Below are 22,571 nucleotides of genomic sequence, written 5' to 3' on the forward strand. Positions count from 1 at the left end.
GTTTCCCTTGTTTTGTTGGTTGATCTGCCAGATCCTCAACAACAGGTTACACCGCTTCCTTCTCCCTTGTCATACACCAGAAATAATCATAGCTCGTTAAAAATTAGAATGATGATAAAAATTGATGTGTTGTCTGAAAAACACGGCAAACTTTATGTAAATAATATTTGGGTCAGAAATATTTTCTATTTTCTCGCTAAAGTTTAACTTCAGATAGCCGATTTAGATGAGTGGGTCCATCAGCGCTTTTCGTTATATATTAATTTAAAGAGATTAAGCAAAGATGCCAAGGTTTTGTCAATCCCAAGACAAACAATTACTAACTGTATTAATTTTGATATCCGTGGGATCGGGGATGGGAGGGTGTGCATCTTATCTGCAGCAAAAACCTCTTGTATCAAGACAATCTATTAATCTTAAATCAGCGAATGCAGAAAAAACAGAGAAAATGGAAATTATTCCGATCCCGGAGAAGTTACCCTGCCATCGGCTGTATCAAGAAGAAATTGTTGTTCTAAAACAGATGCTTGAAGAAAGAGATGAGTTGATCCGGAAGCTAAATGCCCGCGAGCTGGATCAAGTGCAGGCTTTGCAGGAAACAGCCAGTGAAATCAGTCGTGCCAAACACAAGCTGCACAGACTGGCTACACAACCAGAAACTGCCTCAAAAATAGCTGAGGTTGAGGTGGCCATGGCTGCGCTTAAACAAACCAGGCAAAGTGAAGCAGATATTGCTTTCCAATCCCTGGCACAACGCTCGCTGGATGCGGCGATGGAAGCCTACAGACAAAAAGATTACAGCAACGCAATGAATCACGCAGCACAATCTGGCGAATTTATTGATGCTATAAGCAATTCAGCAAGAAGAAATCTGGAGTCACAAGATGCTGTATTATCTTTTCACGCCCCAATTCTCTTGCTTGTCACCCAGGACAGCAGCCTGCGAACAGATCCAGACAGCCATTCCAAGGTGATCAGCTTACTGAAAAAAAATACACATCTAACCGCCACTTCCTACCACGGTAATTGGCTTCATGTACAAACTAAAGACAATCTGTCCGGCTGGATTCAGAGTCTATCGGTGGATATACAGATCAACGATCAGAATTTTGAAAAATAGATGTCTTTCCAAATACAGATTTTTTTACCTGGACTGTACCATTCCGGATAATAGCTAGCTAGATATTTAGTGAGGATCTCAAGCTGGTGGTTTTATTTTAGTAATTCCGGGTCAAATAACCAGACTGAAAGAAAAAATGATAGTTAATTATTTTTCCAATTACTTCTGTTACAGTACAACTAGATTTTCTTTCAAAAAGAGAGGTGGATTTATGTATAAAGCAATAGTAATAACAGCATCTTTGGTTGGATTTATTGTTTCTGGATGTGCCGACATGACCGCAACCCAGCGAGGATCCGGCACAGGTGCATTGCTTGGCGCAGGCACAGGCGCAGCAATAGGAGCATTGGCCGGAGGTGGAAAAGGTGCCGCGATTGGTGCCGGTGCTGGTGCTGCATTAGGAGCTGGTGCCGGTTATTTGTGGTCTAAAAGAATGGAAGAACAAAAAATTCAGATGGAAAATGCCACTGCCGGTACAGGTGTGATGGTGTCGCAAACAGCAGATAATCGACTGATGTTGAACATCCCCAGTGATATTTCATTTGATACAGGGAGTGCCCAGATCAAACCAGGTTTTCGTCCAATTTTGGACAGTTTTGCAACTAGTTTATTGAATAATCCCGGCACTCACGTAACTATCGTCGGGCACACCGACAATACTGGTAGCGATGCTGTCAACAATCCTCTATCCGTAAATCGTGCGGCCAGTACGCGTGAATACCTGGCAGGTCGTGGCGTTCCTTTTCAGAGAATCCAGATTGATGGCCGCGGCTCGTATCAGCCGGTTGCTTCGAATAATACCGCCGCAGGTCGAGCAAGAAATCGCAGGGTAGAGATCTACGTTTCGGAAACACGGGGTGGATCAGTTCAATAAATTGACCGGGGTGAGTGACTAATATTTATGGCTGATACAGAAAATACCAACAAGGAAAAATGGGAGAGAGAAACACTGCGGGATTTGGTGTTTTCCTCTCTGAAGGAGCAGAAAAAAGCACGCAACTGGGGTATTTTTTTCCGCTTGCTAACCTTTTCTTATTTATTTACGCTACTTTTTTGGGGGTTAGGTTGGTTAGATACCGAAGCAACAGGTGGTTTTGGCAAGCACACTGCACTGGTTGATTTGCGCGGTGAAATTACTGCGGATGGTTTAAACAGCGCAGAAAATATTAATACCGGACTGAAAAAAGCATTTGAAGATAAAAATACAGCTGCTGTGATATTACGGATTAATAGCCCTGGTGGCAGCCCGGTTCAGGCTGGCTCTATTAACGATGAAATTCATCGGTTGCGTACACAGCATCCTGATATTCCCTTATATGCCGTAGTTGAAGATATTTGCGCTTCGGGAGGTTATTACATCGCTGTTGCAGCGGACAAAATTTTCGTAGATAAGGCCAGTATCGTAGGATCAATTGGCGTACTCATGGATGGATTCGGATTTACCGGGACGCTTGAAAAATTGGGGATAGAGCGTCGCTTGTTGACAGCTGGAGAAAACAAGGGGTTTCTTGATCCTTTCTCGCCTTCCGACCCTGGACAGAGAGAACACGCCAAGAAAATGCTGGTGGAAATTCATCAGCAATTTATCCAGGTCGTTCAGGATGGCAGAGGGGATCGCTTGAAAGACAATCCTGAGATTTTTAGCGGTATGGTCTGGACAGGAGCTAGAAGTATAGAGTTGGGTCTGGCCGATGCCTTAGGCAGTATGGATTATGTTGCTCGCGAAGTGATTCAGGCAGAACGTATCGTTGATTATACCGTTCAGGAAGGGATTACAGAACGCTTTGCCAAGCGGTTTGGTCGGGTCGCAACAGATTTACTGACCGATACTAGATTTGCGTGGCTTATCCGCTGAGTGCTGGTTTTACTGTGAGTAAATTTCACTTAGCATACGAGTCACTCCGGTTTGCCAGTGTGGGAGATAGAGATTGAAAGTATTGCGCAACTTATCTGTATTCAAACGCGAATTTAAAGGGCGTTTGGCAGACGTTACAAAAGCCTTGCTGTGAATCGGAGTGACTGCACTTGGGCGGACCTTGACCAGAAGATTGTGTTCACAAGCAAAGTTCAGCAAAAATTGTGCGTAGTTGCACCAGGAAACTTCTCCATTAGCCGTAACATGATAGATACCTGATTTTTCAGGATGCCTCAGTAATTGTGGAATGGCCTGAGCTGTTACATCAGCCAGTAGTTCCGCACCTGTAGGCGCTCCGATCTGGTCATCAATAATTGTCAGCTGCTCTTTTTCTTGCGCGAGTCGCAAAATGGTTCTTATGAAATTCTTTCCGCGAGCTGCGTAGACCCAACTGGTGCGTAAAATCAGGTGCTTGCAGTTTGATTTCCGGATTGATTCTTCACCCCGTAATTTACTCTGGCCATAAATATTAACGGGTAAAGTTGGATCTGTTTCCAACCATGGGCGCTCACCACTACCATCGAATACATAATCGGTAGAATAATGAATCAGCCAGGCACCCATTTGTTCAGCCAGTTGCGCTAGTAATTCAGGCGCCTCGGTATTGATGCGAAAAGCTAGTTCTGGCTCATTTTCTGCCTGGTCAACCGCGGTATACGCTGCTGCATTGACGATAACGTCAGGGCGAATAGCCTGCAGCGTATGTGTCATTCCTGCCAGATTTGTCAGATCGCCGCAATAGTGTAAATCCCGTCGATCCAGCGCAATCAATTTGCCCAACGGAGCCAGGCTACGCTGTAGCTCCCAGCCGACCTGGCCATTTTTACCAAAGAGCAATATTTTCACTGTGATCGCCCGGTATAGTTAATTTCAACCCATTTCCGGTAGTCGCCCGATTGCACTTCTGCAACCCAGTCATGATTTTCCAGATACCATTGAATAGTTTTACGGATACCAGTCTCAAATGTTTCCAGCGGCCTCCAGCCAAGTTCTCGTTCTATTTTATGTGCGTTGATCGCATAGCGACGATCGTGGCCAGGGCGATCAGCCACATGAGTAATTAGTGCGCGATAATCTTTTTGTTGAAATTGCTGAAGTACGTCGCAAATGGTGTGTATGATTTCAAGATTACTTTTTTCATTCCAGCCTCCAATATTGTAGGTTTCCCCTGGTTGTCCTTTTTCCAGAACAACACGAATAGCTTGGCAGTGATCATTTACATACAGCCAGTCGCGGATCTGCTGGCCATCCCCATAAACAGGCAGCGGTTTGCCTGCTAGAGCATTGACGATCATCAGAGGAATCAGTTTCTCAGGAAACTGATATGCCCCATAGTTGTTGGAACAATGTGTAGTCAGTACCGGCAGGCCATAAGTATGGTGGTAGGCACGGACAAGACAGTCACTGGAGGCCTTGCTGGCGGAATAAGGGCTATTAGGTTGAAAGCAGTGATTTTCAGTAAATGCAGGAGCATCCTTGGTTAATGTGCCGAAAACCTCATCTGTAGAAACATGCAGGAATCGGAAATTTTCCTTGCGTGAGACAGACAAATCTCCCCAGTAATGACGAGCTGCTTCCAGCAACCGGAATGTGCCGGTGATGTTGGTCTGAATAAAATATTCGGGCCCATGGATAGAGCGATCCACATGGCTTTCTGCCGCCATATGAATAATGGCACGAGGTTGATAGCGTTCAAGGAGAGTGGATATTCTCTCACTATCGCAGATGTCCCCCTGCACAAAGATATGCTGAGGATTATTGGTGAGTGAAACAAGATTATGCAGATTTCCAGCGTAGGTCAATTTGTCAAGGTTAACGATATTCTCATCCGTATTCTTGACCCAATCCAGTATGAAATTTGTTCCTATAAAACCGGCGCCGCCGGTAATCAAGATCGTTGACATATATCAGTGAATTGAAGATTGATTGGTCTGATCGGGGCGCCATGTTACCACTAGCCCGGCTCTTCCCATTGGTGCCTGAAAGTTACAGTCGATGCCGATTCCAGCTACCCAGACAAGCTGATCCCCACAGAAAAGTAACGGCAATGTGTTGCGCTTCCACGGAGGAAGTGAGGCTTCCTGTAGAATTTTTTTCAGGCTGCGACGAGGACGTTTACAATCTGGCTGGAATCGTTCTCCACCGGATCGTGAACGGATTGTAACAATCTGCTGATCCAGTTTGGCCAGGTCAATTCCCGCGTTGTCTTGCCGAGTAAACTCAAGTATGCCTTTCAATGGTTCAATAGCCAAGCGTTGCTGGCCTTGCCAGATAACAGGCGATATTGATTCCGACAGGGAATCAGCAGGCAGAAATTCGATTAGTCCACGGTAGCAGCGAATTTCCAAAGCATCTACCTCGAACTGAAAATGGGTATCAGCTTGTATGTTATGCAGCTGACGCAAAATCTCTTCCAGTTTTGCGGAACTTGGCAACCGCACCATTTGCTGTGCTAACAAATAACGCAGCAAATTCCCAGCACGGGCTAGATCAAGCTCACGCAGCCCTCGCAAGCTCAATTTATCTACGATCATAGTATTTTCAGCATCTATTTTTGCCAGTTCATCCAGTAAATGAGCTGCTTCACCAAGATGTCGGGCAGATCTGGACAATATCTTGCGGTAAGAGGGGTAGCGCTGTTCTATTAAAGGTAAAATCCGGTGCCGTAAAAAATTACGGTCATAAGAAACATCCAGATTGCTTTCATCGGTTACCCATGACAAACCATGCAACTTTGCATATTTCATGATTTCTGAGCGCGGAACATTAAGTAAGGGTCTGAGTAATTTGATGGCTTTGCCTGATTCAAATAATCTGACTGTCGGCATAGCACTGAGCCCTTTAACACCTGCACCACGCAATAGCTGCAGTAGCAATGTCTCAACCTGATCATCCTGATGTTGCGCCAACAAGACATAATCTGCCTGAATTTGCCTGAATATTTGATAACGAGCTTCTCTGGCAACCGCTTCCAGGCTTTCCTGTGGCTGCTTGCTGATCTTTAATCGATGAATTGATAAGGGAATAGCAACACTGTCGCAAAGTGTTTGGCAGAAAGCACTCCATTGACCTGAATATGTGCTGATACCATGTTCAACATGAATTGCAGATACATCCAGTGGCATTAATTTGGAAAACTTTATAAGCAGGTGTAGCAATACCACAGAATCTACGCCACCACTCAGAGCAACTACCAGACAATCACCAGGCCTGATTTGTGCATTCAGATTATGGAAAAAACAGCTGGTTATATCATTAATCGGGTTTATTGATTTTGAATCTGCCATATCCAAGCAGCCGATCAAGGCGTTTCTGCAGTAATGTTTCCAAAGGAATATCCTGCAATTTCCGTAGTGATTCTTGCAATGCCTGTCTGACGGATTGCATCACAGCCGGGTAGTCACGGTGTGCACCACCAACAGGTTCGGGAATGATGGTATCGATTAGGGCCATTTCTTTGAGGCGGTCGGCAGTAATACCCAGTATCTCAGCTGCATCGGATGCCTTGTCCGCACTTTTCCATAAAATAGATGCACACCCTTCCGGCGAGATTACTGAATAGACTGAATATTGCAGCATCAGACTGGTATCACCCACAGCAATAGCCAGTGCCCCCCCTGATCCACCTTCGCCGATAATAATACAAATAATAGGGATCCTAAGCCCTGCCATAACATAAAGATTTTTACCAATAGCTTCAGATTGCCCACGCTCTTCGGCATCTATACCTGGATAGGCGCCTGGTGTATCAACAAAGGTGATCAGTGGAATCGAGAATTTTTCTGCAAGACGCATGAGTCGGAGTGCTTTGCGATACCCTTCCGGCTTGGGCATGCCAAAATTACGATAGATTTTTTCCTTGGTATCGTGTCCTTTCTGGTGCCCAATCAGCATAACAGTCTGACCGTTAAAGTGCGCCAGTCCACCAACAATAGCCCGATCATCCGCGAAATTTCTATCGCCATGCAATTCTTCAAAATCTGTAAATAGATGTTTTATATAATCAAGCGTGGACGGGCGTAGAGGATGACGTGCCACTTGTGAAATCTGCCAAGGTGTTAGTTTTGCATAAACACTTTTGGTCAGTCCTTGGCTTTTTGCTTGTAAGCGAGTGATTTCAGCCGAGATGTCCAATGCAGAATTATCCTGGGCAAAGCGCAATTGCTCTATTTTTGCCTCAAATTCCTCAATGCCTTTTTCAAAGTCCAGAAAGACGTTTTTCATGCAGATTGATAAGATTGAAAGAAGTGAAAAAGCGCGATGATACAGGATTAACCTGTATCACTCATTGATGTCTAAAAGAATCGAGCGGGCATGTAACACCGAAAGCCAATTACCTCTATATTATTATGACAGTTGCTGTCTGACCACTTCAAATCCGGCGCCTTCAATTACCTGGCTAAAAACTATATCTTCGCGCGAACCATCATGCTGAACGATTGCCTGTCCATTAATAAGAGATACCTCAACATTGTTTACCCCGGGAATCTTTTCTAATACGGCCTTGACACTGCTGACACACCCTCCACAAGTCATTCCCTTGATATGAACAATAGTCGTTGGCATAAAAAACTCCTCTTGCTAAAAGATAAAATGAACAAAGTTCCTGCTTGCCAGAATTTTTAACAGTGCTGAACTGAGATTGCTGATACGGCCAAATCAAGATCACATACGCCCCCACACAACTCTTACAGATTATTTTTGGCACATGCGGTAAACCTCGTCCTCTCAACAAACAGCGCTTCAGTAATTAATGCAGACAGTTTATTTGTTTTTTTATCAAGCCATTAACTTCAGTCTCTTTCACCCAGCAAGGCAAGCAATAACTGCACCAGATTTATTATAAACAAATTAGATAGACTGAGATAAATACCCGGTGCCGCCATAACGTAGTTGGTTTCACCGCTATTTATGATCCGGCTTACATCGAACAGGATAAACCCAGAGAAAACCAGTATTGCTACAGCTGGAATAGCCAGTGAAACTGCCGGGATTACCAGAAATAAATTAACCAGAGAAGCTAAAATAACCAATATCAGTCCGGCCAGCAAAAAATTACCAAGGAACCCGAAATCCTTACGAGTTACCGTTGCCGCGCTTGCCAATGTAAAAAAATGATACCGGTTCCTGCAGCAGCAAGACCAATCAGCTGGGTACCATTGTTAAACTGTAACGCATACTGAAGCAAAGGGCCCAACCACCACCCGGCAACAAAGGTAAACAAGGAAAGAAGAATTACGCCTCCAATGCTGTTGCGTGTAGCACTGGCAGCAAACATTAAACCAATCATTGCGGCCAGCATTATATGTGAACCCATAATTGGAGATTGTGCCAAGAACGAAAAATCTGTATTAACGCCAATAGCTGAGCCAGCTATGGTTGGAATCATGGTTAATGCACGCATCAAATAAGTATTTCTCAACACCTTGTTATGTATACTTGGACTTAATGCCTTTAATACAGGAATCAGGAATACAGGAACTGCATATTTGGAATCAGATTGCATATCCTTTATCTTCACTAAAAATTAAATGAATGTGAGCAACTTAGGCTACCTTGAGGAGACAAAAGTTGCAATTCGATTCTCAAGCTGCCGCATATATCCACTTTATCACAAGGGTTTTAGTAAATTATTTATCAAATTCTCTATATTTGTAGACGAACAAACTCCATACAAAATGACAAAATAAAAAATATCTCAAGGCAGCAAAGGGTATTGGGATACAAGAAGATAAAAAGAGCAATATCCATGATAATTACATGGATATTTTTTCTATAAAAATCATGCATCTTCCTTCTTGTGCAAGCAGCGTCTGGATGCTAAGATTGCCCCAAAAAAATCGTCACTCGGCTCCTGCTTCTGTTTGTTGGTTCGGCTAAACGGCCAGGCAAATATTCTTATGAGCAGCTAATTGTGAGGCGTGGAGATGCTACAGGATCACAGGCGAGCTGCTGAAATTGATTTGGTAATTAATGTGGGGGGTAAGATATGAAGGGTAGTAAGTTGATGGCGTTGCTATCAAGTTTTGTAGTTCTTGGTTCTTATTCAGGGCTGGCGATATCAAGCAAGTATAACCTGCCTGAACCACAGACTCCGATTGCACAGGAGATATATGATCAGCACATAATGGCTTTATGGATCTGTCTGATAATATTTGTCGGTGTATTCGGTGTGATGGGTTATTCCATTGTCAAGCACCGTAAATCGGTTGGCTATAAAGCAGCAAATTTTCATCACAGCACGGTTGTTGAGCTGGTGTGGACAGCTATTCCTGTATTGATCTTAATCGCAATATCATGGCCAGCAACCAAAACAGTTATTGCAATGAAAGATACAAGTGAAGCAGACATTACCATCAAGGCTACCGGATATCAGTGGATGTGGGGATATGACTACATTCAAGGAGAAGGTGAGGGAATCAGTTTTTACAGTCAGTTAGCTACTTCTCAGGATCAGATCCGTAACCAGGCACCTAAGGGGGAAAATTATTTGCTGGAAGTGGATAATCGTGTGGTAGTACCGACTGGCAAGAAAATTAGAGTACTCATGACAGCCAATGATGTCATCCATGCTTGGTGGGTACCTGCGCTTGGCGTAAAGCAAGACGCTATACCTGGATTTATTCGTGATGCATGGTTTAAAGTCGAAAAGCCAGGTATCTATCGTGGCCAGTGTGCTGAGCTTTGTGGTAAGGAACATGGATTTATGCCGGTAGTCGTAGAGGTAATGGAACAGGAAAAATACAGTCAGTGGGTTGCGGAGAGACAAAAAACCGCATCAGCTGCAGTTGTGAATACAGCTCTCGTTAAAAATGAGGCGAGTAAAAACTGATATATCCAGATACGGTTAGTCGGGATATAGATCAAATTAGATTAAAAAAGGAGAAGATAATGGCGGTAATACAAGATGTACATGGCCATACACATGATCATCCGACCGGTATAATGCGTTGGCTAACCACTACCAACCATAAAGATATCGGAACGCTTTATTTGTGTTTTAGTCTGGCTATGTTGTTTGTTGGTGGTTTTTTGGCCATGGGTATCAGAGCAGAACTTTTTATGCCTGGTATTCAGATATTGGAGCCTGAAGTATTTAATTCATTTACCACATTGCATGGCCTGATCATGGTATTTGGTGCCGTAATGCCAGCATGGGTGGGATTTGCGAATTGGCAGATACCATTAATGATAGGTGCTCCAGATATGGCTTTTGCTCGTCTGAATAACTGGAGTTTCTGGTTATTGCCGATTGCAGCATTGCTATTAATAACTTCATTTTTTGTGCCCGGCGGGGCGGCGGCCGGTGGCTGGACATTCTACCCACCACTATCCACACAAGGTGGTATGGGGACAGACATGATGTTGTTTGCAGTGCATGTCTTTGGAATGTCTTCAATTATGGGTTCTATCAACATCATTACAACCATCTTGAATATGCGCGCACCAGGCATGACATTGATGAAGATGCCAATGTTCGTGTGGAGCTGGTTAATTACTGCATACCTACTTGTATTGGTAATGCCGGTATTGGCTGGAGCTGTGACAATGGTCCTTACAGATCGTAACTTTGGTACAAGCTTCTTCAATGCTGCTGGCGGCGGTGACCCGGTTATGTTTCAACACATCTTCTGGTTCTTCGGACACCCGGAGGTATACATCATGATATTACCGGCGTTTGGTGTGGTTTCCGAGGTTATTACAACATTTTCACGTAAACCTTTGTTTGGTTATACATCAATGGTTTATGCGATTGCCGCAATTGCATTGTTATCTTGCTTTGTATGGGCACATCACATGTTTACCGTTGGTATGCCTGTTACTGGACAACTGTTCTTCATGTACGCAACGATGTTGATTGCTGTACCAACCGGCGTTAAGGTCTTTAACTGGACCGCAACCATGTGGCGAGGTTCTTTGACCTTTGAAACACCGATGTTGTTTTCAATAGGGTTTATCGTTCTGTTCGTTATTGGTGGATTCAGCGGTGTTGTTTGCGCAATAGTCCCAATCGATGTGCAAGTACAAGATACCTACTATGTCATTGCGCACTTCCATTACGTGTTGGTTTCGGGGGCATTGTTTGCATTATTCTCAGGTGCATACTACTGGTTACCAAAATGGACTGGTCATATGTACAACGAAACATTGGGTAAGTGGCATTTCTGGCTGTCAATGATTTTCTTTAATGTAGCATTCTTTGTTCAGCATTTCCTTGGATTAGCTGGTATGCCTCGTAGAATTCCGGATTATGCACTCCAGTTTGCTGACTTCAATATGATTTCCAGTATCGGTGCATTTGGATTCGGATTGACACAGTTGCTGTTTGTATACATTGTTATTAAATGTGTACGTGGTGGAGAAAAGGCTGCAGATAAAACATGGGAAGGGGCACATACTCTGGAATGGACGCATTTGCCTTCACCAGCTCCATACCATAGTTTTGAAACACCACCTGTCGTTAAATAAGCAGGTATAGAAATGACTGAAAATAAGGATACAGAATTACAACGCAGAAAATTACGTACTGCATCAATTCTAGTTATCTTGGTAATAGTAGTTTTTATAGTAACCGCTGTATCTAAATAGGAATAAAACAAGACGTGACCAAGACCAGCAACATAGATATATTAAAAAAATTACTTATTTTTAGTGTGGTTATGTTTGGTTTTGGTTACGCGCTTGTACCTATATACAAGAAATTCTGTGAAGTAACCGGTATATACGAGCTAGAACGTCCGGACACAGTATCTAAAAAGATCAAAGTAGATATTACAAGGGAGATCAATTTACAGTTAGATGCAAATATACGTGGACTTCCCTGGAAATTTAAGCCACTGCAATCTCATATTCGTTTACATCCTGGCAAACTTACAGAAGTTATGTATGAAATCAGTAACGAATCTGAAGAGCCCCAAATTGGGCAGGCTATCCCAAGTTACAGCCCCAAAAACCTTGAAAGATATTTGAAAAAAGTTGAGTGTTTTTGTTTCTCACAACAGGAACTCGGTGGTAAGGAGACCAAGCAATTACCAGTCAGATTTCTGATAGATCCAGAAATGCCTGACGATATTCATACCGCGACAATTTCATATACCTTTTTCAAGGTCAAAGCTAATTGAACAGGGGTGTGCACAATAAAGGTATTATTAAGTGGTACTCTTCTATTTCAAGTTACAGAGATTGTTTGGCTTTATTTATACCAAGTTCAACAATAATCAGTAACTTTGCATAGCATGCAGTTTTATTTTAAATTAATTATCAATAGTCGGGCTTGTAGCAGGTTAAGTTTAATAATGAGGAGGAAGATTATATGAGTCAAGGAACGGGTTATTATGTACCCTCTCCATCCAAGTGGCCAATCATAGGAACAGCGGCTCTCTTTTTCATGGCGTTTGGGGCGGCATTTACTATGAGTAAATTGCCTCTTGGATATGGCATGTTGCTCACTGGGTTGGCCATACTCGCCTTCCTGATTTATGGCTGGTTCCGAGAAGTTGCACTTGAAAGTGAAGCAGGCAAGTATAAGGTTCAAGAAGATAAATCCTTCAGATGGAGTATGGGATGGTTTATTTTCTCCGAAGTTATGTTCTTTGCATCATTTTTTGGTGCATTGTTTTATATGCGTGTTCTTTCAGTACCTTGGCTGGCTGGATCCGGACAGGAGCTGCTTTGGCCCGATTTTGCCGGAGGATGGCCTACAGCCGGGCCGGGATTTGATGAGAAATTTACCCCTATGGGAGCATGGGGAATCCCTGCCATCAATACGACGTTGTTGCTGACTTCTGGTATCACTATCACTCTCGCACATTGGGCATTAAAAAAGAATGACCGCGGTGCTTTAAAGCTGTGGTTATTTGCGACTATAGCATTGGGTATCACGTTCCTTGGTTTCCAGATATATGAATATGGACATGCATATGCTGACCTGAACCTCAAGATGACCAGTGGTGCATATGGATCAACTTTCTTCATGTTAACGGGATTCCATGGATTCCACGTAACGGTTGGCACAATTATGTTGATCGCAATCTTCTTCAGAAGTTTGAACGGCCATTTTACGCCGGAACACCATTTTGGATTTGAAGGGGTAGCCTGGTACTGGCACTTCGTTGACGTTGTTTGGTTGGCATTGTTTATATTTGTCTATTTACTGTAACTCGTAGAAGTAAATAACGGAGAAAAGGTTCGATTCTGTCAGATAAAGAATCGAACCTTAAAAATTTATATGGTTGTGTACAAGGCTATCTGATGCCTGGTTTTCTACAACAATTCAAGCCATCGCTATGGTCAACAATAGTTACTATATTTGCGATCGCTGTCTTTTTGAAACTGGGTTTTTGGCAATTATCCAGAGCAGAGGAAAAAGATAATCGTTTTTCTCTTATAGAATACTATGCCCAGCAACCACCCGTTATAATTCCAGAATCACTTGTAAAGCTAAACGATTATTTATATCGTCGAGTTGAAGTTGATGGGTATTTTGATCCGGAGCGGAGTATATTTCTTGATAACAAAATTCATCAGGGAATTGCGGGCTATCATGTACTTACGCCCCTACGATTAGCGAACAGCTCAATAGATATATTGGTCAACCGGGGCTGGGTAGCTGTAGGTAATGACCGGTCAGTTTTGCCCAATATTCGCACCCCAAAAGGATTGGTTCATATCCTCGGAATCGTAGTATCACCATCAATCAAAACGCTATCGCTTTCAGACGATGATATTAAAGGTAACGTTTGGCAAAATTTTGACCTGGATACTTATCAAGGCATGACCGGTCTTACCTTGCAACCTTTGTTACTATTGCAGCAAAATGATGCAACAGACGATGGTTTAATTAGGCAATGGGGAAATCCGGATTCCGGTTCTTCAAGAAATACAGGTTACGCTCTTCAGTGGTTCTCATTCGCCGCAATGACTTTTATCATCTACATTGTATTAAATGTCAAACGAAAAAGTAACGCGTAGTCGACTTACTCTAATTATATTAATACTGGTGATATTATCGCCAATCGTAATCTCATCCATCTTGCACCGATGGGATTTCCGTCCGGACCAAACCGTAAATTATGGTGAGTTACTGGAAGTCAAACCATTACAGGGGACAGCAACAAATCTCAAAGACAACACAATCTTCCGAAGTCGTCAATTAAAAGGCACGTGGAGTTTATTGACGATTGACTCGGGAAAGTGTGATGGATATTGTCAGGAAAAACTTTACATAATGAGACAAATTCGCTTGGCTCAGAATGTTGATAAGGATAAGGTTCAGCGAATATGGTTAATTAATGACGATATCAAACCTGATCCTGAAATAATGGATAAATATGAAGGTACTAGATTGGTTCTTGCACAGGGAAGAAATCTATTGGATGAATTCCCCTTTGTGAGCAGACAGGATGATCACATCTATGTTATCGATCCGATGGGGAATTTAATGATGAGATATCCCAAGGATCCAGATCCAAAAAAGATGATTGGAGATTTGAAAAGATTGCTAAAACTTTCACATCCCGAGTATTAGCTGAAGATTCCCAGATAGCATATTAGCGAAAGAAAGCAAACAGGTGCCATAACATCTGTAACTATGAATTAGTTTCATAAGGAGTGAGTGATGTCAACAAATCCATTAGTCTGGCAACAGGCGACTGTGCGTATTCAGCAGTTTTACCGACTTACTAAACCACGAGTAGTTTCTCTAATCGTTTTCACTGCTGTGATTGGTATGTTTTTATCGGTCCCTGGTGCGGTGCCCCTAGACAAGTTGCTCCTGGGTACGATTGGAATATCACTTGTTGCCGGCGCAGCCGCCGCGCTTAATTGCCTGGTTGAGTATAAGTTTGATGCAATCATGGCTCGAACAAAGGGACGACCCTTACCCCAGGGAAAAGTAAGTGTTCCTGAAACGCTGTTCTTTCTGGTAATGGTTGGCGGGCTTGGGCTCTTCATTCTCCACCAATGGATAAACCCTTTGACCATGTGGCTAACTCTCGGCACATTTGTAGGGTATGCAATTATATACACTGTAATACTCAAACCACTCACACCACAAAATATCGTCATTGGGGGTGCGTCTGGCGCTATGCCACCTGTATTGGGGTGGGCAGCAATTACAGGGGAAATCTCAGCTGATGCCTTGTTATTGTTCCTCATTATTTTTGCCTGGACACCTCCACATTTCTGGGCACTGGCGCTTTACCGTAAGTCAGATTATGCAAAAATTGGGATGCCAATGCTCCCGGTAACACACGGTGAGGAGTTTACTCGCCTGCATGTACTACTTTATACAATCATTCTTTGTATCGCTACAGTTTTGCCCTATCTCACTCAGATGAGTGGCTTGATTTATCTCGTAAGTGTGCTGATTCTTGATGCAATATTTCTTTATTACGCTATCAGGATCTACTTGCACTACACTGACCAAATTGCCAGGGAGGCTTTCCGCTACTCTATAATTTATCTGGCGTTACTGTTTACTGCGCTATTGGTGGATCACTATTTTTATTTCTGATACCAGAAAAAAACGAATTCTCTAAAAAAAACAGCCCGATAAGGATGTAATTTTTATCGGGCTGTTTTTTTTGTTTATCTGGCTGAAAAACATTCAGGGAAATAATTTCCCTGGATTCAAGATATTACAAGGATCAAATGTTAATTTGATCTGCTTCATTAAAGTCAAAGTAGCCTCATTGAGTTCTTTATTGATATAAGGTCGCTTTTCAGAACCGATACCATGCTCACCAGAAAGTGTTCCATTAAGGCTGATCACCAGATCAAATATCTGATTCAGGCATTTATACGCACGCCCACTCTCTCCAGGATTATCCGGATCAATCAGCAGATTAACATGAATATTTCCATTGCCAGCATGGCCAAAATTTACGTTGGGTATCTGATATTGCTTACATAATGAAGATAATCCGGTTAACAGTCGGGGAATTTTATCGACAGGCACTACAATATCCTCATTTATTTTCTTCGGCGCGATATCTCTTAGCAAGGGTGATAACGTTTTTCTGGCCTTCCACAAATCCGCAGCATTTTGGACAGGTAATGCCTTTAACAACCCGGAATTTTGGCAAGCAGCTAGAAGCCTGGTTGTTGTTTCCGAAATTTCGTGTTCTGTACCATCGACTTCTATCATCAACATGGCACGAGAATCGTCCGGCAACATCCCAGGATTCCTGGAACGAATAAGATCAAGTGAGCCGGAATCCAGAAATTCAAGCGCGCTGGGTCCTTGCGGCTCTTTCATAATAGTTGCTATCGCTGATGCACAACTCACAGCATTCTGATAATGAGCAACAAGTCCGCTTCTTGCCGCAGGTAACGGGGTTAACTTAAGTGTTGCCTCGGTTATAACGGCAAGTGTACCTTCTGATCCGATCAATAGCCGGGTGAGGTCGTACCCGACAACACCCTTGGTGGTATAGCACCCCGTTTTAATAATATCACCCTGTCCTGTTACTGCAGTCAGCCCTAATACATGATCGCGGGTTGTGCCATATTTAACAGCATGTGGCCCCCCTGCACAGGTGGCAAGATTTCCGCCGATACTTGAAAAAGCAGCACTGGAAGGATCGGGTGGCCAAAAAAAACCAGAAGGCTTGACAGCCACCTGGACAGATTCATTTAAAACACCTGGTTCTGCAACGAGTACTCGATTGGCCGTATCGATCGATATGATCCGTGTCATGCGTTCCAGTGAAAGTGAAGCGCCTCCTTGCTCGGCAAGACTGCCGCCAGCAGTGCCGGTACCTCTCCCACGAGGTGTTAAAGGAATCTTAAATCGATTACATAACTGGATTATCTTCACGACTTCATCAGTCGTCAAAGGGAAAATGACACACTCAGGCGGAAAATACTTCCTGCTGTTATCGTAGGCGTAAGCGTAACAATCAACCGGATCAAGATAGAGACGGTCGGATGGAATCAGATTCTGTAGTAACTGAATAAACTCAGCGGGCAGCAGCATTTATTGATGCCTGAAGATGTTCTGAAAAGGTACTTACTAATCAAGATATTCAAATACCTTAACCACCTTTAATACACTTTCCGTCGTACTGGCAATACGTGTAGCGGTGTCCCCCTCTTTTCTGGTAACCAGCCCCAGTAAATACACCACACCGTTTTCTGTAACAACTTTTATGTGGTTCATCTGGAACACCTTGTTATTAATGAAACGGGCCTTTACCTTGGAAGTAATTAAAGCATCATTACTGCGAGAAGATAACGAGCTCTTGGGAGCAATAGTAATTTCATTGGAAATATTTTGTACGTTTTCAATGCTCATTGCCAATTTCTCAATCTCTTTTTTGGTGAATTCATCGGGGGCCTCACCAGTCAGCAAAACGTTACGGTTAAAACTGGTGACATTGACATGCACTCTGTCGCCCAATCGTTCGCCAATTCTGCGACTGGTTTTAAGTTCAATTCCCTCGTCATCTATGTACATTCCACTACTACGGCGATCTTCTACCATTAACGCTCCGGCTCCCGCACCAACCCCCACGCCTGTTAAGATCATTGGCGCACAACCTGGTAGAAGGAACAATAAAGCCTGTATCCACAATATCAATCTGATGAAAGTGTTTTGCATAATGATTTAAACGTAAAATAAACTTAATCTATCTACCCAAAATAAAAGTCTGAAAACGCTCGGGCACAAGTCATTGAACCAGCAGCAAAATTATACGAAAATACAAAGCATATAGTCTACACTGCTTTAACCTATACTGATGGTTAACCGCTGTGCTTTATTGTCTGCGGGTAAAGCCTTAAAATACAAAGTTGATATTTCTGCCCGGTTTTATTTGGAGACCGTGTGAACAAATACAAATTTTATTGAGAATCTCGCATGATAGTCAGGACGATATTGGTAGTCGATGACTCACCGACAGATCGCCACATTATTTCCAGCATACTGACCCAAAACGGGTATCAGGTAGGTGTGGCTGAAAGTGGTGAGGAAGGTGTTACCAAGGCCCGAGAAACTTGGCCTGATCTGGTTTTGATGGATGTAGTAATGCCCGGCATCAACGGCTATCAAGCAACACGCATGCTTGCACGAGATAGTGCAACTCGCCATATTCCTATCATCCTGTGCACAACCAAAGATCAACAAACCGATAAAATCTGGGGGCTGCGGCAAGGTGCGCAGGATTATATTACCAAGCCAGTTATGGCTGCAGAATTACTGCAAAAAATTGCCAGACTGAGTTAATGTTTAAAAACAGATCACGCTGAATACCATGCTGACTGAGCAAATCAATAATAAAACTCAGGAAGTTCCACTCTCCATTCCTGTATTGGGAGTCACGATTGGTGAAGATCGCTGGCTGATCCCAATGGATGCCATCAGTGAAATATTGCCGGTCCCGAAAATAACACCGGTTTTTCTGACACATCTATGGTTTCTGGGCATTATCAATGTACGCGGCAATATTTACGGCTTATGTGATCTGGCTCATTACCTGGATAAAAAGACAACCCGCATTAATGCGAAAACCCGGGTCTTTTTGACAGATTCCCATCCGGGAACAGGCTATGCCATATTGGCTGAAAGTGTTCTTGGTATCCGGGATCTGATGGAATTTACTCGCCAGCCAGATCATGAGGACGAGCGGTCTGTCATCGCCGATGTATACAATGACCGCCAGAACAGACTTTGGCGCAAGCTGAATTTGCCTGCACTGGTACGGCTCAAATCCTTCCTTCAAGCAAGCAGTTAAATTGTCCGGGGCACTCCACACACACCGATTTCACCATAAACAATATACAATCCCTCTTCACCATGCAATCTTCCCTTGCGGTTAACGAAAAAGTCGAAATCCTCGCTGAGGCATTGCCATACATACGACGCTTCCATAATAAAACCATCGTAATCAAATACGGCGGCAATGCTATGACCGAGGAAATACTCAAACAAAGTTTTGCTAAAGATGTGGTATTGCTGAAATTGGTCGGCATGAACCCGGTCATCGTCCATGGCGGCGGCCCGCAAATAGACAGCATGCTGAAGCGCGTCGGTAAGGAAGGCGTCTTCATACAAGGGATGCGAGTTACAGATGCCGAAACTATGGATATCGTCGAGATGATACTTGGCGGGCTTATCAACAAAGAAATTGTCAATCTTATCAACCGTCATGGTGGGCAAGCAGTAGGGCTCACCGGCAAAGACGGAATGTTTATTCGCGCGAAAAGAATGCTGATCAAAGACAAAGAAGATGCCGAGAAGTGGATCAATATTGGCCAGGTTGGCGAAATAGAGTATATCGATCCCTCGCTGATCAAGCTACTGGACGCTCGCGACTTCATTCCTGTAATAGCCCCTATCGGTGTCGGTGAAGAGGGTGAATCCTACAATATCAATGCTGATCTTGTTGCAGGTCGCCTAGCGGAGACACTCAAAGCTGAAAAGCTGATATTAATGACCAATACACCTGGTGTACTGGATAAAAATGGCAATCTGCTCACAGGCCTGACTGCCAGCCGAGTAGATGAACTATTTGCCGATGGCACCATCTCCGGCGGAATGTTGCCCAAAATCAAATCAGCGCTGGATGCCGTAAAGAATGGTGTCAAATCCTGCCATATCATCGACGGACGTGTACAACATGCCCTTTTGCTTGAAATACTGACTGATGAAGGAGTGGGGACCTTGATCAAAAGCGAGGGGTAAAGAACAAACTGGAGCAGAGGTAATCTGCTCTGCCTTGATTCACTGAAGGGAGAGGTTGCTTGTCTTGGAAGACTTCTTTGAACAGGCTCTAAAAACATCTAAGGAGTCTCTGCACAAATCCTTTGATAAGATTTGTTATTTATCTTTTTTCTATTGTCATCACTCATGTGACCAGATGAGTTTCAGTGGTCTTGAACAAGCCCACAAGAAGAAGGTCACGCGGCGAGAGTGATTTTTTGTACAGATTGAGCGTTTGCTTCTCTGGTCAGAGCTTGTTGTCCTGATCGAACCGTATTGCCCGACAAGTGGGCATCGTGGCGAACAACCACTGCAATTGAAAAGTATGTTGCGCGTGCATATTGTCCAAATTGCCTACAACTACTCTGATCCGGACATGGAAGATGCACTTGATGAGATTGCCAGCCTGATTGCCGCACCGCCTTCTACCAGGAGTACTGAAGGCAAACGTGATTCTGAAATGTACTCAAGCAAGCAAAAAAGGCAACCCATGACATTTTGGTGCCAACACTGCTGTGTGGCGAAGAAACGGTTATCCTGGGTGATATCGGCTACCAGGGCTTGCAAAAGTGCCCGGAGATGCAGACAGAAGCCACCGCTTCAATCAAAGCCATCGTTATTGCACCACGTCCTGGGGAAACTCAAGCAATTAAAAGCTGAGAGTAACTGCAAAATTTCATGCCCGCTCCTGGCCTTGCATCGCAAAGTAGCGGGATATGCGCCAAAGTGGAATCTGTGTTCCGGGATATGAAAGTTCGCTTTGGTGATGCAAGCTACGCTATCGCAGTTTGGCAAAAAATCAGAGCCGCTTTCTGCCCGGCCGCTCTGTCTGATAGTATTGCATGGTGAGGCGTATTTGCACCGTAACGGGATAGTGCGTTTTGAAACAGAAATAGCCAGAAAAAAGCTATTTTGTGCCTAAAATTGATAAAATCTCAGGAAAATTTAAATAAATCATGGCTTTTGGATCAATGATTATTGGTACAGATGTACCTTAAACCCGTTTACATCAAAACTTTCTACTCGTATTTTGCAAATCTCGCGCATGCTCAGGAAAAGAAAAATCTAATTTTTTTGAAGTTTAGTCACTGATTAAGTAGAATTATCAAACTGTTGTTTAAATACTTACAAAAGCAACAGGTTTATCAATGCGATTCGATACAACATCGATGCATAAGTTCTAAGCTGATCCCTTGCCTTACTTCCCCGTTCTACACTGAAAACGTTGCAAGAAGGCTTTACCCACAAGGAAATTATGAGACATTACGAAATTATATTTATTGTTCACCCAGACCAAAGCGAGCAGGTATCTGCCATGATTGAGCGCTATAGTAATATGATCACTGAAAGGTCTGGAGGAATTCACCGATTGGAAGACTGGGGACGCAGACAACTCACTTATCCCATACAAAAACTGCATAAAGCGCACTATATTTTAATGAATATCGAATGCGATCAAGAATCTCTTAATGAATTGGAGCACAGCTTCAAATTTAATGACGCCATTCTTCGCCATCTTGTTATCCGTATGAATGGCCCGGTTACAACCCCTTCCCCTATGATGCAAGATGACAAATCGAAACCCGATGAAAATAGCAGGGGCACTGCGGCTCCCACAGTGAACGTAGCCGATGATTCGGCTAGTGGCGCACAAGTAGTAGCAGCTGAGGAAAACGATACCCAATCCTGATATGAGGTTTCCACCGAACCTGAATCAGGTGATTATCGGTGGAAAGATTGTTGATCTGAATACACCTCGCTATACGCCTGTCGGTATTATGATTGCCGAGTTTAGACTGAGCCATGTTTCCAGCCAGGAGGAAGTTGGCATCCAGCGCAAGATTGAATTTGAACTTGCGGCAATCGCCATGGCAGACATGGCTGAAAAAATTGTTCGCATGGGACCTGGCAGTCATGTCGAACTTACCGGCTTCATGACAAAAAAAAACCGCTTAAGTAACCAGCTTGTTTTGCATGTTAGTGATGCCAGAATTATCTGAAAATAAATACCAAATATAGACGCTCTTAATGGAGAAATAATATGAGATTTTCAAGAAACAAAGATGCAAAGAACAAGATGAAGGACCGGATGGCAAATCGGCCACTATTCAAACGCAAAAAATTCTGTCGGTTTACAGCTGAGGGAATTAAAAAAATAGACTATAAAGATGTTGATCTGCTGAAAGATTTTATCAGCGAGAATGGCAGAATTATACCGGCTCGAATTACAGGTACACGCTCATACTATCAACGTCAATTAAACTTGGCTATCGAACGCGCTCGTTTCCTGGCGTTATTACCCTATACTGATCAGCACTAAGCAATCGGGAGAAACAGCATGCAAGTAATTTTGTTAGAGAAAATCGTCAAGCTTGGTTCACTGGGCAGTATTGTGAATGTCAAGCCAGGGTATGCTCGCAATTATCTGATCCCTCAGGGAAAAGCAAAGAGAGCAACCGAAAGGGTTATAGCCGAATTTGAAACACAACGCGCGGAGCTGGAAAAGAAACAAGCCGATATTTTAGATGCAGCGGGCGCACAGGCAGCAAAACTGGATGGACTACTCATACAAATCTCCCAGAAAGCAGGTGTGGATGGCAAACTTTTTGGATCAGTCACCAGTGCAAATATTGCCGAGGAGTTGTGCAAACAGGATTTTGCAATTGAAAAATCCATGATTCGTATGCCTGAGGGACAAATCAAACAAGTAGGTGATTATACGGTTATCGTTGTACTGCATAACGAGGTATCGGCTCATATTACTGTATCGGTGTTAGGCGAAACAACAAACTGACATCACTGGGTAAAGACCAAACAAAAAAAGGACTACCCGG

Annotated in this window: 26 protein-coding genes and 2 pseudogenes; 20 read left to right on the forward strand and 8 right to left on the reverse strand. The window is 43.4% G+C overall.

Translation table 11 applies throughout. The annotated features are described in order from the left end of the window. From C8R14_RS13760 to C8R14_RS10080, 4 genes are all read left to right on the forward strand, one after another. Positions 1 to 207: hypothetical protein (locus C8R14_RS13760; RefSeq protein WP_219997562.1), on the forward strand; the 207-nt coding region annotated here is incomplete at its 5' end. A gap of 241 nt (positions 208 to 448) precedes the next feature. Continuing rightward, entirely contained in the window at positions 449 to 1,120 is a 672-nt protein-coding gene (locus tag C8R14_RS10070; protein ID WP_240142311.1) for an SH3 domain-containing protein, read from the forward strand. 211 nt (positions 1,121 to 1,331) lie between these two features. After that, positions 1,332 to 1,994, forward strand: a complete 663-nt coding sequence (locus C8R14_RS10075) for a YiaD family glycine zipper/OmpA-like lipoprotein (protein ID WP_011635384.1) — start codon at positions 1,332 to 1,334, stop codon at positions 1,992 to 1,994. Between the two features lie 27 nt (positions 1,995 to 2,021). Next, on the forward strand, positions 2,022 to 2,975 hold the full coding sequence (locus C8R14_RS10080) for a S49 family peptidase (RefSeq protein ID WP_011635383.1): 954 nt from the start codon (positions 2,022 to 2,024) through the stop codon (positions 2,973 to 2,975). A gap of 9 nt (positions 2,976 to 2,984) precedes the next feature. Here C8R14_RS10080 and rfbD read toward each other — a convergent pair whose 3' ends face one another. The 6 genes and pseudogenes from rfbD to C8R14_RS14430 all read right to left on the reverse strand — a co-directional run bounded on the left by rfbD (position 2,985) and on the right by C8R14_RS14430 (position 8,541). Continuing rightward, a complete protein-coding gene (rfbD, locus tag C8R14_RS10085) occupies positions 2,985 to 3,881 on the reverse strand; it encodes a dTDP-4-dehydrorhamnose reductase (RefSeq protein ID WP_041353591.1) in 897 nt (298 codons plus the stop codon). After that, the gene (rfbB, locus tag C8R14_RS10090) at positions 3,878 to 4,939 is read right to left on the reverse strand and encodes a dTDP-glucose 4,6-dehydratase (RefSeq protein WP_011635381.1); all 1,062 of its coding nucleotides are present in this window, start codon (positions 4,937 to 4,939) and stop codon (positions 3,878 to 3,880) included. The genes rfbD and rfbB overlap by 4 nt, the downstream gene beginning before the upstream one ends. 3 nt (positions 4,940 to 4,942) lie before the next feature. Beyond that, positions 4,943 to 6,322: a tRNA lysidine(34) synthetase TilS gene (gene tilS / locus C8R14_RS10095; RefSeq protein ID WP_041353590.1), complete on the reverse strand. Its 1,380-nt coding sequence runs from the start codon at positions 6,320 to 6,322 to the stop codon at positions 4,943 to 4,945. Further along, positions 6,291 to 7,259, reverse strand: a complete 969-nt coding sequence (locus C8R14_RS10100; RefSeq protein ID WP_011635379.1) for an acetyl-CoA carboxylase carboxyltransferase subunit alpha — start codon at positions 7,257 to 7,259, stop codon at positions 6,291 to 6,293. Before C8R14_RS10100 ends, tilS begins: the two co-directional genes overlap by 32 nt. Before the next feature lie 123 nt (positions 7,260 to 7,382). Then, positions 7,383 to 7,601: a heavy-metal-associated domain-containing protein gene (locus C8R14_RS10105; RefSeq protein WP_011635378.1), complete on the reverse strand. Its 219-nt coding sequence runs from the start codon at positions 7,599 to 7,601 to the stop codon at positions 7,383 to 7,385. Positions 7,602 to 7,828: 227 nt separating this feature from the next. Then, positions 7,829 to 8,541: pseudogene (locus tag C8R14_RS14430) on the reverse strand (Bax inhibitor-1 family protein). A gap of 501 nt (positions 8,542 to 9,042) precedes the next feature. Here C8R14_RS14430 and coxB point away from each other — a divergent pair. From coxB to cyoE, 7 genes are all read left to right on the forward strand, one after another. After that, entirely contained in the window at positions 9,043 to 9,867 is an 825-nt protein-coding gene (coxB, locus tag C8R14_RS10115; protein ID WP_258333073.1) for a cytochrome c oxidase subunit II, read from the forward strand. A 59-nt stretch (positions 9,868 to 9,926) separates the two neighbouring features. After that, positions 9,927 to 11,504 carry a cytochrome c oxidase subunit I gene (gene ctaD, locus C8R14_RS10120; RefSeq protein WP_011635376.1) on the forward strand — a complete coding sequence of 526 codons (1,578 nt, stop codon included), beginning with the start codon at positions 9,927 to 9,929 and terminating at the stop codon, positions 11,502 to 11,504. Between the two features lie 134 nt (positions 11,505 to 11,638). After that, a complete protein-coding gene (locus C8R14_RS10125) occupies positions 11,639 to 12,157 on the forward strand; it encodes a cytochrome c oxidase assembly protein (protein ID WP_011635375.1) in 519 nt (172 codons plus the stop codon). 191 nt (positions 12,158 to 12,348) lie between these two features. Then, positions 12,349 to 13,194 carry a cytochrome c oxidase subunit 3 gene (locus tag C8R14_RS10130; RefSeq protein ID WP_011635374.1) on the forward strand — a complete coding sequence of 282 codons (846 nt, stop codon included), beginning with the start codon at positions 12,349 to 12,351 and terminating at the stop codon, positions 13,192 to 13,194. A 92-nt stretch (positions 13,195 to 13,286) separates the two neighbouring features. Continuing rightward, positions 13,287 to 14,006: an SURF1 family protein gene (locus tag C8R14_RS10135; protein WP_011635373.1), complete on the forward strand. Its 720-nt coding sequence runs from the start codon at positions 13,287 to 13,289 to the stop codon at positions 14,004 to 14,006. Further along, on the forward strand, positions 13,981 to 14,562 hold the full coding sequence (locus tag C8R14_RS14535; RefSeq protein ID WP_011635372.1) for an SCO family protein: 582 nt from the start codon (positions 13,981 to 13,983) through the stop codon (positions 14,560 to 14,562). The genes C8R14_RS10135 and C8R14_RS14535 overlap by 26 nt, the downstream gene beginning before the upstream one ends. Positions 14,563 to 14,652: 90 nt before the next feature. Then, positions 14,653 to 15,549 (forward strand): heme o synthase, encoded by an 897-nt coding sequence (gene cyoE / locus C8R14_RS10145; RefSeq protein WP_011635371.1) that lies wholly within the window; start codon positions 14,653 to 14,655, stop codon positions 15,547 to 15,549. Between the two features lie 93 nt (positions 15,550 to 15,642). Here cyoE and C8R14_RS10150 read toward each other — a convergent pair whose 3' ends face one another. Both C8R14_RS10150 and C8R14_RS10155 read right to left on the reverse strand, forming a co-directional pair. After that, positions 15,643 to 17,013 carry an FAD-binding oxidoreductase gene (locus tag C8R14_RS10150; protein WP_011635370.1) on the reverse strand — a complete coding sequence of 457 codons (1,371 nt, stop codon included), beginning with the start codon at positions 17,011 to 17,013 and terminating at the stop codon, positions 15,643 to 15,645. 36 nt (positions 17,014 to 17,049) lie between these two features. After that, a complete protein-coding gene (locus C8R14_RS10155) occupies positions 17,050 to 17,565 on the reverse strand; it encodes a BON domain-containing protein (protein WP_011635369.1) in 516 nt (171 codons plus the stop codon). A gap of 330 nt (positions 17,566 to 17,895) precedes the next feature. Between C8R14_RS10155 and C8R14_RS10160 the strand changes: the two genes are divergently transcribed. The 9 genes and pseudogenes from C8R14_RS10160 to rplI all read left to right on the forward strand — a co-directional run bounded on the left by C8R14_RS10160 (position 17,896) and on the right by rplI (position 22,531). Continuing rightward, positions 17,896 to 18,261, forward strand: a complete 366-nt coding sequence (locus C8R14_RS10160) for a response regulator (RefSeq protein WP_011635368.1) — start codon at positions 17,896 to 17,898, stop codon at positions 18,259 to 18,261. Positions 18,262 to 18,289: 28 nt separating this feature from the next. Continuing rightward, positions 18,290 to 18,769 carry a chemotaxis protein CheW gene (locus tag C8R14_RS10165; RefSeq protein ID WP_011635367.1) on the forward strand — a complete coding sequence of 160 codons (480 nt, stop codon included), beginning with the start codon at positions 18,290 to 18,292 and terminating at the stop codon, positions 18,767 to 18,769. Between the two features lie 62 nt (positions 18,770 to 18,831). Continuing rightward, on the forward strand, positions 18,832 to 19,719 hold the full coding sequence (gene argB, locus C8R14_RS10170; RefSeq protein ID WP_011635366.1) for an acetylglutamate kinase: 888 nt from the start codon (positions 18,832 to 18,834) through the stop codon (positions 19,717 to 19,719). A 244-nt stretch (positions 19,720 to 19,963) separates the two neighbouring features. Continuing rightward, positions 19,964 to 20,131: pseudogene (locus tag C8R14_RS14540) on the forward strand (transposase); the annotation flags it as partial. 107 nt (positions 20,132 to 20,238) lie between these two features. Continuing rightward, a complete protein-coding gene (locus tag C8R14_RS13565; protein ID WP_160803593.1) occupies positions 20,239 to 20,397 on the forward strand; it encodes a hypothetical protein in 159 nt (52 codons plus the stop codon). A gap of 595 nt (positions 20,398 to 20,992) precedes the next feature. Then, a complete protein-coding gene (gene rpsF, locus C8R14_RS10175) occupies positions 20,993 to 21,427 on the forward strand; it encodes a 30S ribosomal protein S6 (RefSeq protein ID WP_011635364.1) in 435 nt (144 codons plus the stop codon). 1 nt (position 21,428) lies between these two features. Then, complete coding sequence (gene priB / locus C8R14_RS10180) at positions 21,429 to 21,737, forward strand: primosomal replication protein N (RefSeq protein ID WP_011635363.1); 309 nt, start codon at positions 21,429 to 21,431, stop codon at positions 21,735 to 21,737. 41 nt (positions 21,738 to 21,778) lie between these two features. Then, positions 21,779 to 22,057 (forward strand): 30S ribosomal protein S18, encoded by a 279-nt coding sequence (rpsR, locus tag C8R14_RS10185; protein ID WP_011635362.1) that lies wholly within the window; start codon positions 21,779 to 21,781, stop codon positions 22,055 to 22,057. A gap of 18 nt (positions 22,058 to 22,075) precedes the next feature. After that, positions 22,076 to 22,531, forward strand: coding sequence for a 50S ribosomal protein L9 (rplI, locus tag C8R14_RS10190; protein ID WP_011635361.1), 456 nt, complete (start codon positions 22,076 to 22,078; stop codon positions 22,529 to 22,531). Positions 22,532 to 22,571: the final 40 nt, after the last annotated feature.

This window comes from Nitrosomonas eutropha, assembly GCF_003201195.1.
Taxonomy (GTDB): Bacteria; Pseudomonadota; Gammaproteobacteria; order Burkholderiales; family Nitrosomonadaceae; genus Nitrosomonas; species Nitrosomonas eutropha.